12 protein-coding genes and 1 pseudogene are annotated in these 14,193 nt (G+C 63.9%); 10 read left to right on the top strand and 3 right to left on the bottom strand.

What is annotated here, in order from left to right:
- The first annotated feature begins 143 nt into the window (after positions 1–143).
- From ligD to NKJ84_RS19310, 6 genes and pseudogenes are all read left to right on the top strand, one after another.
- The gene (gene ligD / locus NKJ84_RS19335; RefSeq protein ID WP_352507792.1) at positions 144–2,642 is read left to right on the top strand and encodes a DNA ligase D; all 2,499 of its coding nucleotides are present in this window, start codon (positions 144–146) and stop codon (positions 2,640–2,642) included.
- A 231-nt stretch (positions 2,643–2,873) separates the two neighbouring features.
- Complete coding sequence (ku, locus tag NKJ84_RS19330) at positions 2,874–3,788, top strand: non-homologous end joining protein Ku (protein WP_352507791.1); 915 nt, start codon at positions 2,874–2,876, stop codon at positions 3,786–3,788.
- Positions 3,785–4,879 (top strand): tetratricopeptide repeat protein, encoded by a 1,095-nt coding sequence (locus NKJ84_RS19325; RefSeq protein ID WP_352507790.1) that lies wholly within the window; start codon positions 3,785–3,787, stop codon positions 4,877–4,879. Before ku ends, NKJ84_RS19325 begins: the two co-directional genes overlap by 4 nt.
- Positions 4,880–5,093: 214 nt before the next feature.
- Positions 5,094–5,738: an alpha/beta hydrolase family protein gene (locus NKJ84_RS19320; protein ID WP_352507789.1), complete on the top strand. Its 645-nt coding sequence runs from the start codon at positions 5,094–5,096 to the stop codon at positions 5,736–5,738.
- A gap of 9 nt (positions 5,739–5,747) precedes the next feature.
- Complete coding sequence (locus NKJ84_RS19315) at positions 5,748–6,518, top strand: exodeoxyribonuclease III (protein ID WP_352507788.1); 771 nt, start codon at positions 5,748–5,750, stop codon at positions 6,516–6,518.
- A gap of 66 nt (positions 6,519–6,584) precedes the next feature.
- Positions 6,585–6,980, top strand: a pseudogene (locus NKJ84_RS19310) (LysR substrate-binding domain-containing protein); the annotation flags it as partial.
- A gap of 326 nt (positions 6,981–7,306) precedes the next feature.
- On the opposite strand, the gene NKJ84_RS19305 reads toward NKJ84_RS19310, so the two are convergent.
- Positions 7,307–7,858 carry a DUF4019 domain-containing protein gene (locus NKJ84_RS19305; protein WP_352507786.1) on the bottom strand — a complete coding sequence of 184 codons (552 nt, stop codon included), beginning with the start codon at positions 7,856–7,858 and terminating at the stop codon, positions 7,307–7,309.
- 211 nt (positions 7,859–8,069) lie between these two features.
- Here NKJ84_RS19305 and NKJ84_RS19300 point away from each other — a divergent pair, with 211 nt between their 5' ends.
- Both NKJ84_RS19300 and NKJ84_RS19295 read left to right on the top strand, forming a co-directional pair.
- Positions 8,070–8,597, top strand: coding sequence for an isochorismatase family protein (locus NKJ84_RS19300; protein WP_502896258.1), 528 nt, complete (start codon positions 8,070–8,072; stop codon positions 8,595–8,597).
- A gap of 158 nt (positions 8,598–8,755) precedes the next feature.
- On the top strand, positions 8,756–10,378 hold the full coding sequence (locus tag NKJ84_RS19295; protein WP_352507784.1) for an ABC-F family ATP-binding cassette domain-containing protein: 1,623 nt from the start codon (positions 8,756–8,758) through the stop codon (positions 10,376–10,378).
- A gap of 50 nt (positions 10,379–10,428) precedes the next feature.
- Here NKJ84_RS19295 and NKJ84_RS19290 read toward each other — a convergent pair whose 3' ends face one another.
- Positions 10,429–10,860, bottom strand: coding sequence for an SAM-dependent methyltransferase (locus NKJ84_RS19290; RefSeq protein WP_352475533.1), 432 nt, complete (start codon positions 10,858–10,860; stop codon positions 10,429–10,431).
- 503 nt (positions 10,861–11,363) lie between these two features.
- Here NKJ84_RS19290 and NKJ84_RS19285 point away from each other — a divergent pair.
- Complete coding sequence (locus NKJ84_RS19285; RefSeq protein WP_352507834.1) at positions 11,364–12,503, top strand: KamA family radical SAM protein; 1,140 nt, start codon at positions 11,364–11,366, stop codon at positions 12,501–12,503.
- Positions 12,504–12,656: 153 nt separating this feature from the next.
- On the top strand, positions 12,657–12,908 hold the full coding sequence (locus NKJ84_RS19280; RefSeq protein ID WP_352507783.1) for an exopolysaccharide production repressor protein: 252 nt from the start codon (positions 12,657–12,659) through the stop codon (positions 12,906–12,908).
- Between the two features lie 299 nt (positions 12,909–13,207).
- On the opposite strand, the gene yghU is transcribed toward NKJ84_RS19280, so the two are convergent.
- Positions 13,208–14,095, bottom strand: coding sequence for a glutathione-dependent disulfide-bond oxidoreductase (gene yghU, locus NKJ84_RS19275; RefSeq protein ID WP_352507782.1), 888 nt, complete (start codon positions 14,093–14,095; stop codon positions 13,208–13,210).
- Between the last annotated feature and the right edge of the window lie 98 nt (positions 14,096–14,193).

The raw sequence follows: 14,193 nt of genomic DNA, 5'->3' as shown, positions 1-14,193 counted from the left end.
CCCATCCTTCGTCATCCCAGGGCGGAGCAGGAGCGAAGCTGCGTCGCGGAGACCCTGGGATCGATGCCGTGACATTGGAGCGCCGCTGCGATGGGATTTTGATGCTGCGCTCGTTGCTTTTGCCCGCCACCTACGTCTAGTCCATGCCAGCTCCTTCGAAGCTCAAGGCCTATCGCGCGAAGCGCGAGTTCACGAGGACGCCGGAACCCGCCGGCGGGCTGGTTGCCGGGGAAGGCAACCGCTTCGTCGTTCACAAGCACCACGCCACCGCCGACCACTACGACCTTCGCCTCCAGGTCGGCGACGTGCTGAAGAGCTGGGCGGTGCCGCGCGGCCCCTCGCTCAATCCGGCCGATAAAAGGCTGGCGGTCGAGACCGAGGACCATCCGCTCGAATATATCGACTTCGAAGGTGTCATTCCCGAAGGCGAATATGGCGGCGGGCCGATGATCGTCTGGGATACCGGCGTCTGGGCGCCGATGGACGACGTCGAGAAGAGCCTGCGCACCGGCTCCTTCAAGTTCCGCCTCGCCGGCGAGAAGCTGAATGGCGGCTGGATGCTGACGCGGCTGAAACCGAAGCCCGGCGAGGATGAGGGCAAGAAGAACTGGCTGCTGCTCAAGGAGCGTGATCTGGCCGCCGACGCCAAGCTCGACATATTGGAAGCCCGGCCGGAAAGCGTCAAATCCGGACGCCGCATCGAGGAACTGGTGGCAACGCCGAAGCCGGCCGCCAAGCCTGCCAAGCCGGTGGTGCTGAAGCCAGGTGCATTGCCGGGCGCCGTCAAGGCGCCGCCGCCCACCCGCATCGAGCCGCAACTGGCGACGCAGGTTTCGAAACCGCCGGGCGGCGAAGGTCCCGCGGAAAAAACGCGCGAAGCCTGGCTGCACGAGATCAAGTTCGACGGCTACCGCACCATGGCGCATGTTTCCGACGGGAAGGTCAGGCTGATCACCCGCGCCGGCCTCGACTGGACGAAGCGCTATGGCGACCTGCCGCTTGCCTTCGCCAGGCTGCCCTGCCGCGAGGCGATCATCGACGGCGAGGTCGTCGCGCTCGACGCCAAGGGCATCAGCCGCTTTGCCCTTTTGCAGGATGCGCTGGCCGAAGGCGCCGGCAACAAGCTCCACTTCTATGCCTTCGACCTCCTCTATCTCGACGGCTGGGACCTGAGGCAAGTGCCGCTCCGCCGGCGCAAGACGCTGCTTTCGCAGCTGCTGTCCGGTCTTGGCGCCAACTCCGCCATCCAGTACAGCGATCACGCCGAGGGCGACGGCCAGGCGCTTTATGACCAGGCATCGGAAATGGGGCTGGAGGGCGTCGTCTCGAAACGTGCTACGGCGGTCTACCAGAGCGGCCGCACCAAGACCTGGACCAAGACCAAGGCGCTTCAGACCGGCGATTTCGTTATCGCCGGCTACACTGTCTCCGACGCGGCCGAGGGGCTGGCCGCACTCGGTCTCGGCGAATTCGAGGATGGCGAGCTGCACTATCGCGGCAAGGTCGGCACCGGCTTCGACGCCGCCACCGCCGGCGAGTTGCTGGCGCGGCTGGAGCCGTTGCGCGCCGGGGCGTCCGCGCCGGAAGGTGTTCCGCGCGAAATCATGCGCGAGATGAAGTGGGTGCGGCCGCTGCTTTCGGCGCATATCCACTACGCCAACCGGACCACCGACAATGCGCTGCGCCATGCCGTGTTCCGCGGCCTGCGCGACGTCGGCCTGTCGACGCCGGTTTCGGCCAAGCGCAAGCGGCTGATCGCCGAGGCCGACCTCGCAACCATCTGGGTGACCAACCCGACGCGGCGGCTGTTCGGCAAGACCGGCCCGACCAAGCTCGACATTGCCGTCTATTACGCGCTGGTCGGCGATTTCATGCTGCCGCACATTCTCGGCCGGCCGGTGTCGCTGGTGCGCTGCCCGACCGGCAGACCGCAGGACTGTTTCTTCCAGCGCCATGCCTTCACCGGCATGCCGTCATCCGTGGCGACCTTCGAGGCGACCAACTCCGAGGGCGAGACCAAATCCTATCTCTCGGTGGAAGACGCCAAGGGCTATCTGGCGCTGGCGCAGTTCGGCGTCGTCGAGTTCCACACCTGGGGCACCCATCGCACGCGGCTCGACAAGCCTGACTTGATCGTTTTCGATCTCGACCCGGGCGAGGGGATCGCCTGGCGCGACGTGGTGGAGGCGGCGGTGCATATTCGCAGCGAGCTCGAAGCGCTAGGGCTGGTGCCGTTCGCCAAGACCTCCGGGGGCCACGGCATCCACATCACCGTGCCGGTGACACAAAAGCAGAACTGGAAGAAACTGCATCAGGCGACCAGCGCCATCTCCACGCATCTTGCCGCCACCGCGCCCGACACTTTCACCACCACCATGGGCAAGGATAACCGCAAGCGGCGCATCTTCATCGACTATCACCGCAATGCGCGCGGCCACACCTCGGCGGCTCCCTATTCGCTGCGCGCCCGCACCAATTTGCCGGCCTCGACACCGGTGAGCTGGAGCGACCTGGAATCCGTCGACGCCCCGCAGGACCTGAATTATTCGTCACTGCCGGGCCTGCTGGCGACGTCAGGCGACCCTTGGGCCGACATGGAAGATTTCGCCCGGGATTTGCCGTTGATAGCCACCGCGAGGTAGTTCTGCGGGCCCCAGACTCCATCGACGCTCCGGAAAATTTGAATTATTCTTCGCCATGGACCTCTTGCGTGCAGGCGGCTCTCAGCGGAGGAAGATTTCGCTAGGGATTTGCCGGTATTGTAAGGGCCCGGTATTGTAAGGGCAATGTAGGATTTCGGCAGTCCCGTTCGTCCTCCGGACGAATGAACGCTGCGAACTGTTCGACAGCACAAGGCCGCGTAGGAGTATTTCATGGCGCCCAGGGCAAGTTGGAAAGGTTACCTCAAGCTCAGTCTGGTCAGCTGTCCGGTCCGGCTCCATCCGGCGACCAGCGCCAGCGAACGCATCAGCTTCAACCAGCTGCACAAGAAGACGCACAACCGCATCAACATGAAGCCGGTCGACCCCGAGCTCGGGCTGGTCGAGCGTTCGGACCTGGTCAAGGGCTACGAATACGAGGACAAGCAGTACATCATCATCGAGGACTCCGATCTCGATGCGGTGCGCATCGAATCCAACCATACGATGAACATCGAGGCTTTTGTCGACGAGCATTCGGTCGACGTCATCTATCAGGACGCGCCCTATTACCTGGCGCCGGATGGCGCAATGGCCGAGGAGACCTTTGCCGTGCTGCGCGAAGCGATGCGCAAATCGGGCAAGCTGGCGATCGCCCGCCTTGTGCTGTCCAGTCGCGAGCGCGTCGTGACGATCGGCGCGCGCGAGAACGGCATGTTCGTCTGCACCTTGAGGAATCCGAACGAAGTGCGTGGCACGGCTGAATATTTCGGCAATATCCCGGCCGGAAACCCCGATCCCGAAATGCTGCAATTGGCCGAAGCGCTGATCAAGCAGAAGGAAACCACCTTCGATCCAAAGAATTACGAGGACCGCTACGAGATCGCGCTGATGGCGATGATCCGCGAGAAGCTCAAGGGCCACAAGCCTATCATCGCGGCGGCGCCTGAGCGCGGCAATGTCATCAACCTCATGGATGCGCTGAAGGCGAGCCTGTCGCAATCGGCCAAGCCGCCGGCCAAGTCCAAGAGCAAGGCCGATGAAACGGCCAAGCCCGCGGCGAAATCCGCCAAGGCCGGCGCCGCCGCGGCCAAGGAAAACCCGCTCAAGGCGAACCTTCTCAAAGCCGTCGGCAAGAGCAAGGCGTGACGGCTCTCGCCGGCACGGTCTTCGGCATCGTCGGCGCGCTGGCGGCCTTCCCGCTCAGGCTGGCGGCGCGTGAGGTCGAGCGCCGGCACGGCCAGTTGCGGCGCGGCGTCACTCGGCGCACCACACATGTCGTGTTGGGCCGCATGTTGCTCGCCAGGGCCGGCGATACCGAGATTGAACGCCGCGTCGTCACCGAGCGCGCGGCCGGGCGCAAGCTGGTCAGCGAGAACGGCTTCCTGCGCCTGCTCGGGCTGATGAAAGCGCCGGAGGCTTCGGCGCTGTCGCGGCAGTCCCTGATCGACCAGTCGCGGCTGACCGGCGCGGATCTCGACCTTTTGTCGCTGTTCGATGCCTTCGAGCATGATTGCGAACCGTATTCCTTTCGCGACCTGATCCTCGCCCGCAAATATGCCGGGCTGGTTGCCGGCGGCGCCTCATGGGGGGCGATCGCGCGCTCTGTGCATCGCTCGGGCCCGGTCGCCTCGCTCACCGCCAAGTCGCTCGCCGTCGGCTCGCAGCATGGGCGGGCCAACGCGATCTATCTCGAGGGAGGCCAGAGCGAACTTGACGGCCAGCTGCTGTTCGATCTGGGAACGCAGGATGACGACACGCTGGAAGAGCTGTTCGCCGATGCCGAGGCGGCGGAAGAGGCTGAAGACCACGAGCAGGCGGCGGCACTCTACCAGCGCTGCCTGGCCATCGACCCGAGCGATGCCATCGCCGCCTTCAACCGCGCCAACTGCCTGCGCGCGGCCGGCCACGCGGCCGAGGCGGCGCACGACTATGCCCGCGCGATAAAGCTCGATCCCGGCTTCGTCGAGGCCTGGTTCAATCTTGCCGGGCTGATGAGCGAAGAGGGGCGGGTAGCCTCGGCGCGCCGCCATTTGCTGAAGGCTATCGCACTCGATCCCAATTATGCCGACGCGGTGTTCAACCTTGCGAGGCTGGAGTTCGACGCCGGCAATCTCGCCGAGGCGCGGCGTCGCTGGGTGCGCTATCTCGAGCTCGACGCCAATTCCGAATGGGCGCGTATGGCGGCCAAGGGGATACAGTTCGTGGATTTGCAGCTGGCGCGGAAATCGGCGGGATAGGTGGTTCAATGACCGCGCTTGAACACCCCCCTCTGTCCTGCCGGACATCTCCCCCTCAAGGGGGGAGATCGGCAGCTCCGGCGCCCCGCGTGCCTTTCAGCTTTGGTGGTTGGCGAAAACGCCGACGCCATCCAATCTCCCCCCTTGAGGGGGAGATGTCCGGCAGGACAGAGGGGGGTGCGAAGGATCTCGGCCTTCATCTGCGGGCCACCCCATGACCACCTTCCTCTTCGACGGCCCCGACACCGCCGCCATCACCATCCTGCTCGCGCATGGCGCAGGCGCTCCTATGGACTCGCCCTCGCTGACAGCCACGGCAAAAGCGCTCGCCGCGGCCGGTTTCCGCGTCGCGCGCTTTGAATTCCACTACATGGCCGCCCGCCGCTACGGCCATCGCAAGCCGCCGCCGCGCGCCGAGACGGTTAACCCGGAATACGTCAAGGCGATCGCCGACCTCCGGGCGAAGGGCGTGGAGGGTCCGCTCATCATCGGCGGCAAGTCGATGGGCGGACGCGTCGCTTCGATGATCGCCGACGAGATGTTTTCGAAGGGCGAGATCTCGGGCCTGCTTTGCCTCGGCTACCCCTTCCATCCGCCGGACAAACCGACGCAGCTTCGGACAAAGCACCTCGCCGATCTCAAGACGCCGACATTGATCCTCCAGGGCACGCGCGACGAGTTCGGGACCAAAGACGAGGTCGCGACCTATGCTCTGTCCGAGGCGATCGAGATCCTCTGGCTGGAAGATGGCGACCATGATCTGAAGCCGCGCAAAAACATCTCCGGCTTCTCCACCGCCGATCATCTGAAGACGCTCGCTGATGCAGTGAAGGCGTGGACCGAACGCATCGTGCGCTGAAGCAGGCCGATGAAGATCGCCACCTTCAACGTCAACAACATCAACAGCCGGCTGCCGAACCTGCTCGCATGGCTGGCCGCCGCCAAACCCGACATCGCCTGCCTGCAGGAGCTCAAGGCGAGACAGACGCAGTTTCCGCGCACTGCGCTGGCGGCCGCCGGCTACGGCGCGGTTTGGGTCGGGCAGCCGACCTGGAACGGCGTCGCCATCCTTTCGCGTGGCGCAGAACCCGTTCTGACCCGCGAGGCGCTGCCCGGCGACGATAGCGACCAGCAGGCGCGCTACATCGAGGCGGCGGTCAACGGTATCGTCGTCGCCTGCCTCTACGCGCCGAACGGCAACCCGCAGCCCGGCCCGAAATTCCAGTACAAGCTCAACTGGCACGAAAGGCTGGAGGCGCATGCGGCGCAGTTGCTCGACACCGGCCTGCCCGTGGTGCTGGCCGGCGACTACAACATCGTGCCCGAGGCGCGCGACATCTACCCGACCCGCTCCTATGACGACAACGCGCTGGTGCAGCCGGAAAGTCGCGCATCGTTCCAGCGGCTGCTCGACCAGGGCTGGCTTGACGCGCTGCGCAAGAAGTACCCGACGGAGACGCTCTACACATTCTGGGACTATCGCCGCAATCGCTGGCCGCGCGATGCCGGCCTGCGGCTCGACCACATCTTGCTCAGCAAGAAGCTGTCGCGCCGGCTGGTAGCGGCGGGCATCGACCGCGACGTGCGCGGCGAGACCGGCGCCAGCGATCACGCGCCGGTCTGGGTGGAGTTGAAGTGAGGCACGGAGGCTGGCGCCGCCTTTCCGGGCGGCAACCAGTCAGGTTGGCCGCGCCGCTTCGCGGGCGAACGCCTCGGCATGCCGGCAACCCTCGACGATCTCGAAGGCCATCTGATGGTCGGCTTCCGCTCGTCGCGGACCGGCGAGGTCATGCCGCTCGAATTCACCGTCGGCGGCGCGTTGCGCTATGTCAGCCTGCCCAACCGGGTGACGGTCAACGGCTCCGACACGATGGCGGAGCTGGCGCGTCTCGGCTTCGGCCTGGTGCAGGCGCCGCATTACCGCTTCGCCGGGGATTTCGCACGCGACACGCTTGTCGAAGTGCTGCCGGATTACCCGCCGTCGCCGACACCGCTGTCGGCGCTCTACCCACAGAACCGCCAGCTCGCGCCACGGGTACGCCTGTTCATCGACTGGGTGACCGGGATTTTTGGCGAGGATGAGACATCGGGCCGGGTGTGATCGTGCACCGGGGGCCGCCGGCTACTTTGCGAAGGGCCCGTTCCTTCGGGCCCGAGGGACCCCAAGGGGGAATTGAACTGCCCCTCCACTTTCGCCAACCTCCAAACCGCAAGAAGGGCACCATCGTGCGGCTTTAGGACGGGCGCGCCGCCGGCGCCTATGAGCTGACAGGTGGGATTGGATGAGGACAGACGCTGCGATCTCCCCGCGTTCATCATCCTCGGCCGGCAAACTGTAGGAGTTCACCGACATCGTTGCGCTGATCGAAGCGAGGGAAACCGAAAAGCCGATGGTTGCGGAAGGTACAAAAACGGACCGCCTCACCTTCACGATGGAAAATTCGGACAGTTAGCCGACAACTCGGCCCATGCTCGATCCAATTCGAGTTTCGATTGGGTCTTTTCAATGCTTTTCGCGGTAGAGTTGTCGATGAAGTTGCTTTCGACCCGCATGACTCGAAAATTTCCACCTGACGGCCGCTGATAGAGGACAATATAGCCGCAGTAACGATCGATGTTTTCAAACTTCGCCGCTATGTCGACTGCGGCATAGACGCCAGGAAAGGCAGCGTTCTCTGGGTCCTTCAACCACGTGAATTTGAGTAGCCGGCGCTCGCGCACAGCGCCGGCCTGAGAATGAAAATGTTTACTTTGCTCCACGAAGGCGTTCGATGGGATCGAAGCTTTGGCGGTATCAGTTATCATTTCGTATGCCCGCCCATACTCTTGGCTATCGAGCGAAAGGAAATAGCGACCAACCGTTTCCGTTGCATCTCGAACCGCGTCCTCCGAGGGCGTCCACTCTTGCGATTGTGCGGGTAGGATCGCAACCAACACCGAAGTCACGATCGCAAGGAAAGCTACGGCTGCATGTGTCATGGGAATTTCTTCGCAGGAGCTTGCCACGAATGCAATCCGGTCACGGCCGATAGCCGGAATTTCGAACTGACCCACATCCCAATGGCGCGCTATGTTAGCGCCGCTGCAAGCGGATTGTCACATATCTCGAACTCCAGCCACTTGCGGTTGCCCGTGCGCGCCATCGCGGCCCTGATCCTTGATCAGCTCCGCCCTCGTGCTATAAAAAACCATGTCAGGGACCAGCCCCGCGGCCACGGCGCCGCTCATCGTGATCGACCTTCAGACCGGCATGTTCGACGGTGTTGCCGAACCGCCGATCCATGATGCCGACGGCATCGTTGCCCGCACCCGGGCGCTGATCGAATGGGCACGGCGCAGCGGGCGCAAGGTCGCCTTCATCAGGCATGACGGGCCGCAGGGCGATCCACTGGCGCCGGGTGAGCCGGGCTGGCCGGTGTGGCCGGCGCTCGGCCAGGCCGAGGACGAGCCGACGTTCGCCAAGCGTGTCGGCGACGCGTTCAGCAATGCCGCGCTTGCAGAATGGGTGGCCGGGCAGGGCGCCGGCGAGGTCGTTCTGATCGGCGCGCAGACCGATTTCTGCGTGGCGGCCACGGTGAAGGGCACCGTGGTTTCCGACGCCCACAGCACGCTCGACGCGGCCAGCGAGACCGCCGCGGAGATCATCGCCCGGCACAATGCGGCATTTGCCGCCGCCGGGGTCAAGCTGGCGACGACAAAAGCCCTGACCGATAGCTGATCCGCCGGCTCATCCCTACGCCGTCAAAGCCTGATCCAGCCGGGAAGCAACTGGGTTCAGACAATTTGGCGCGGGGCGCCTCACTACTGCGGGCTTCCGCCGGCGCGGCCTATCGCGTATTGGCGCGAGAACTCTCCTTTGGCCTTTCCTGGAAAACCATGATTCGTCTCGAAAGCATCAGCAAGCAGAACGGCCGGCAGATCGTCTTCATCGAAGCCTCCGCCGCGTTGCAGAAGGGCGAGAAGGTCGGGCTGGTCGGGCCTAACGGCGCCGGCAAGACAACGCTGTTTCGCATGATCAACGGCGAGGAGCAGCCTGACGAGGGCCAGGTCTCGGTCGATCGCGGCGTCACCATCGGCTATTTCAGCCAGGATGTCGGCGACATGTCCGGCCGCAGCGCCGTTGCCGAAGTGATGGACGGCGCCGGGCCGGTGAGCGAAGTGGCGGCCGAGATGCGTGAGCTCGAGCACGCGATGGGCGACCCCGATCGCGCCGGTGAAATGGACGAGATCATCGCCCGTTACGGCGAGGCACAGCACCGCTTCGAGGAGCTCGACGGTTACGCGCTGGATGGGCGTGCTCGCGAGGTGCTGGACGGCCTTGGCTTCAGCCAGGAGATGATGGACGGCGACGTCGGCAAGCTGTCCGGCGGCTGGAAAATGCGGGTGGCACTGGCCAGGATCCTTTTGATGCGGCCCGACGCCATGCTGCTCGACGAGCCGAGCAACCATCTCGACCTCGAAAGCCTGATCTGGCTGGAGCAGTTCCTGAAGAACTACGACGGCGCGCTGCTGATGACCTCGCATGACCGCGAGTTCATGAACCGCATCGTCAACAAGGTGGTCGAGATCGATGGTGGCTCGCTGACCGCTTACTCGGGGAATTACGAATTCTACCAGCAGCAGCGGGCGATCGCCGACCGGCAGCAGCAGGCGCAGTTCGAGCGCCAGCAGGCGATGCTGGCCAAGGAGATCGCCTTCATCGAGCGCTTCAAGGCGCGTGCCTCGCATGCCGCGCAGGTGCAGAGCCGGGTGAAGAAGCTGGACAAGATCGACCGGGTCGAGCCGCCCAAGCGCCGCCAGAAAGTGTCGTTCGACTTTCAGCCGGCGCCGCGCTGCGGCGAGGACGTGGTGACGCTGAAGAACGTGCACAAGGGCTATGGCAGCCGCTCGATCTACGCGGGATTGGATTTTCAGGTGCGCCGCCGCGAGCGCTGGTGCATCATGGGCGTCAACGGCGCCGGCAAATCGACGCTGCTGAAGCTGGTCGCTGGCGCTTCCGAGCCGGACAATGGCACGGTTGCGCGCGGGCCTAGCGTCAAGATGGGCTATTTCGCCCAGCACGCCATGGAAGTGCTGGAGGGCGAGCGCACCGTGTTCCAGACGCTGGAAGATGCATTTCCGCAGGCCGGCCAGGCGCCGCTCAGGGCGCTGGCCGGCTGCTTCGGCTTTTCCGGCGACGAGATCGAGAAGAAGTGCCGCGTGCTATCGGGCGGCGAGAAGGCGCGGCTGGTGATGGCGCTGATGCTGTTCGATCCGCCCAATTTGCTGGTGCTGGACGAGCCGACCAACCACCTCGACATCGCCACCAAGGAAATGCTGATCACAGCACTGTCGCAGTACGAGGGAACCATGCTGTTCGTCTCGCATGACCGCCATTTCCTGGCGGCGCTGTCGAACCGGGTGCTGGAACTGACGCCCGAGGGCATCCACACCTATGGCGGCGGCTATACCGAATATGTCGAGCGCACCGGGCAGGAGGCGCCGGGGTTGCGGAGCTGAGGCGCGCACCCAGCTCTGCCGCTCGATTCCGGAGGCTAAGCACGAGCTGTTCAGCCGTGTATCGCAATTTCGCGCAGCGGATCGCCGCCATCGATGAACAGCCGGCCTTGCGCGGTCAACGCGGCGCCGAGCCGTCGCAGGGCAATTTTTCCTGCTTCGGGATGACGCCCGTCCAGCGCGCCGACGCGCACCGCAACGGCAATGTCGAAGTGCTTCTCGTCGGCCTCCAACTCGAAATCCTCGATGGCGACCTGGCGAAGGCTCAGCCGGCCTGCCGCAATCTCGGCGCGCGAAGCGGCCCCGGCCTGCGCGATGGCCTTGGCCGAGCGGTCGATCGCCAGCACGTGCCCGCCGCCGATCCGGCGCGCGATCTCGCGCGCTGCAGCACCCGGTCCGCAGCCGATCTCCAGCACTCGCATGCCCTGCCGCAAGGGCAGCGCATTGACGATCGCCAAAAGCCTTGGCGACAAGTCGATCGCCATACGCTCTTCTCCAGCTTTTTCGCAATCCGAGATTAGCGACCGCGGCCGCCGACGGGAAGGCCGAGAGACGCGGGCATCGCCGATGTGTTCAGCTGGTATGTTCAGTTGGGTGCTGCTTGAGCAGGGGGCATGTGATCGACACGAAGAGGTCCGGTCTCCCGCGGGCAACCAGGCGGACCCCGAGCGGCCCGGCGTCGTTGACCTGAGGGGTAGGGAGGGACTGGCGCCGAGCCTAACCGGTTGGGGGGTAGATCACCGGCCGTTTATGTGTATACGCTCAAGCTAATATGAGCGCAAGCTAATGTTGTGCCTCAGCGATGTTGGACGATTGTGCCGATCAGTGGCCGGTTGTGGCTTCCTGCCGCGCCCTCCAACCCGGCCAACACCGCTTATTGCCTTCAAGTCCTGGCTCCATTGCTGTACCCCGGCCGAAATTCAAGGAGCCTGCAATGACCTCACATCCCGACATCCCCGACGCCAGCATGGCGGTCGATGGGGCCGGCATGACAGCCGATGACCGGCGCGCTCGCGAGGCGGATGCCGCATGGCAGGACGATGTTCGCGAGGGCGTGCGGCATGTAGGCGACCTGGATTCGCTGCCGCTGTCGCCAGCCGAGCGGGCGGCGGCCGAAGCCGCGGCCACGCGCCACAAGGTTCGCATCCCCAAGGCCTATCTCGACCTGATCGACTGGAACGACCCCGCCGATCCGATACGGCTTCAGGTCATCCCGTCGCCCGACGAACTGGCAGAGCAGGAGGGCGAACTCGACGATCCGATCGCCGACCACGCCTTCAGTCCGGTGCCAAGATTGACGCATCGCCATGCCGACCGGGTTTTGCTGTTCCCAACCTATCAATGCGCGGTCTATTGCCGGTTCTGCTTTCGCAAGGAGCAGCTGACCTCGATCGGCCGCGGCTATACGCGCGAAGCTCTCGACGAGGCCTTCGCCTATATCGCGGCCCATCCGCAAATCCGCGAGGTGATCCTGACCGGCGGCGACCCACTGTCGCTGCCGGACAAGGTGCTGGCGGAAATCCGCGCCCGAGTCGAGGCGATCCAGCACGTGCGGCTGTTGCGCATCCACACTCGCGTACCCGTCGCGCTGCCGTCGCGCGTCACCGGCCGGTTGGTTCAAGCCTTGCAGGGCCGGCTGATGGTCACGGTCGTCACCCATTTCAACCATCCACGCGAAATCACGGAGGCGACCGAGCGGGCCTGCCGCACGTTGCGGCAGGGCGGCTTCGTGCTGCTGAACCAGAGCGTTCTGCTGAAAGGCGTGAACGATACGGTCGAGGTGTTGGAAGAGCTGTGCCGCGAGCTGATGTATCGTCTTGGCGTCAAACCCTATTACCTGCACCACGGCGACCTCGTGCCCGGAATGGCGCACCGGCGCACCACGATCGCCGAGGGCCAGGCGCTGGTCAGCGCCTTGCGTGCGCGCCTGTCCGGCATCTGCAATCCCGTCTACGTGCTGGACCTGCCGGACGGCGGAGGGAAAGTCCCGCTCGGCCAGTCCTATCTCGAGGCGTGCGAAGGGGAGACGTGGCGAATACGTGGGCTTGATGGGGTTGTGAGGGGGTATGGAGAGCTGGTTGGGGAGGAGGGACGCGCAGCCGCCGTCCAAGCCGGCCCACCTTGGTGACCTGACACGCAGCCCCTGATCACGGAAGCATGCGTTAACTGCTGTTCTATTTGGTGGTTGCGCAATTGCCAAAATAGTGAAAACGTTGGTCCGGGGTAATGGGTTAGGGGAGTTCGTCCCGGCTGTTGCGAGTTACGGGGCGGCGCAAAAGTCATGAACTTTCCACGGTTTCTGGTGGCGCTGACCACCATATCGTCCATCGTGGCGATCTCGACTTACCTTGCGACGGGTTCAATCTGGAAGACGCTGGCCTGGACGATCTTGACCTTGATCGTCATGCAGGTTGGATATTTCCTGTTCGTCGTCCGGTTGATCTACGGATCCGGGGCGAAAAGCGCGGAGGTAAAGCCGCGGCGTCTGAGGGCTGTGCCGCCGAACCGTCGAGGTCGCGTTCAGCTTATGTAGTAATGTCCCATATAGATATGATGGTCTAGACAGGACATGTTCGGTTCTGGGAATGTGCATTGGACGTTCCGCTAGTTTAGTCAACTAATATATATCGCCCAACTCATATCGTCGTTTTTGAGCTAGCGGGAAAACCTGCCTGCTGCTTGTACGACCGTGCCCAACGCCACATTTTACAACCGGCTGGCAAGCTCCCTTTTGTTGATGCCAGCTTGGATGGCGGCGGTAGAGACGGGCCTGAGCAGTCGGCCGAAGCTGCCGATCTCCCCTACAAGGCGAGAGATCGGCGCGTCGTCGGCTTAGCTTTTGGCCGCCGCGAGCTTGTCTTGCGTCTTGGTCTCGAAATCGCTGGCATCATGGCGCTCGTGCAGCTGCATCGAAGGCTCGCCGAAGGTGCGGTTGACCATGCGGCCGCGCTTGACCGCCGGCCGCGCGTCGATGGCGTCGGCCCAACGCTGCACGTTCTTGTACTGCTCCACCTGCAGGAACTCGCCGGAATCGTCATACATGCGGCCCTTGGCCAGCCCGCCATACCAGGGCCACACCGCAATGTCGGCAATCGTATAGTCGCTACCGCCTAAATACTCGCTTTCGGCGAGGCGTCGGTCGAGCACGTCCATCTGCCGCTTGGTTTCCATGGCGAAGCGGTCGATGGCATATTCGATCTTCGTTGGCGCATAGACATAGAAATGGCCGAAGCCGCCACCGAGATAGGGCGCCGAGCCCACCTGCCAGAATAGCCATGACAGGGTCTCGGCGCGGGCCGGCTGCTCCGTCGGCAGGAATTCGCCGAATTTTTCGGCGAGGTAGAGCAGGATCGAGCCGGATTCGAAGATGCGGACCGGCTTTTTCCCACTGCGATCCATCATGGCCGGGATCTTCGAGTTCGGGTTGACCTCGACGAAGCCGCTGCCGAACTGGTCGCCGTCGTTGATCCTGATAAGCCAGGCGTCGTATTCGGCGCCGCTGTGACCGAGCGCCAGAAGTTCCTCCAGCATGATCGTCACCTTGACGCCGTTCGGTGTCGCCAGCGAATAAAGCTGCAGCGGATGCTTGCCGACCGGCAGTTTCTTGTCATGCGTCGGGCCGGCGATCGGCCGATTGATGCTGGCGAAAGCGCCGCCATTTGCCTTGTTCCAGGTCCAGATTTTTGGCGGGGTGTATTGGTCCGTTGCGTAGTCGTTCATTCGGAGGCCTTTGGAAGGTTGGGTTGGGAGGATATCAGATATCAACGTGGGTAATGGCGGAGGAACTTTGCATAGGGCAGCTCGGGATAGCCGTAGGT

It is taken from the genome of Mesorhizobium sp. M0048, assembly GCF_040323405.1.
In the GTDB taxonomy this organism is placed as follows: domain Bacteria; phylum Pseudomonadota; class Alphaproteobacteria; order Rhizobiales; family Rhizobiaceae; genus Mesorhizobium.
Note: the sequence above shows the minus strand (reverse complement) of the source record. Positions and strands in the feature narration are given on the sequence as shown.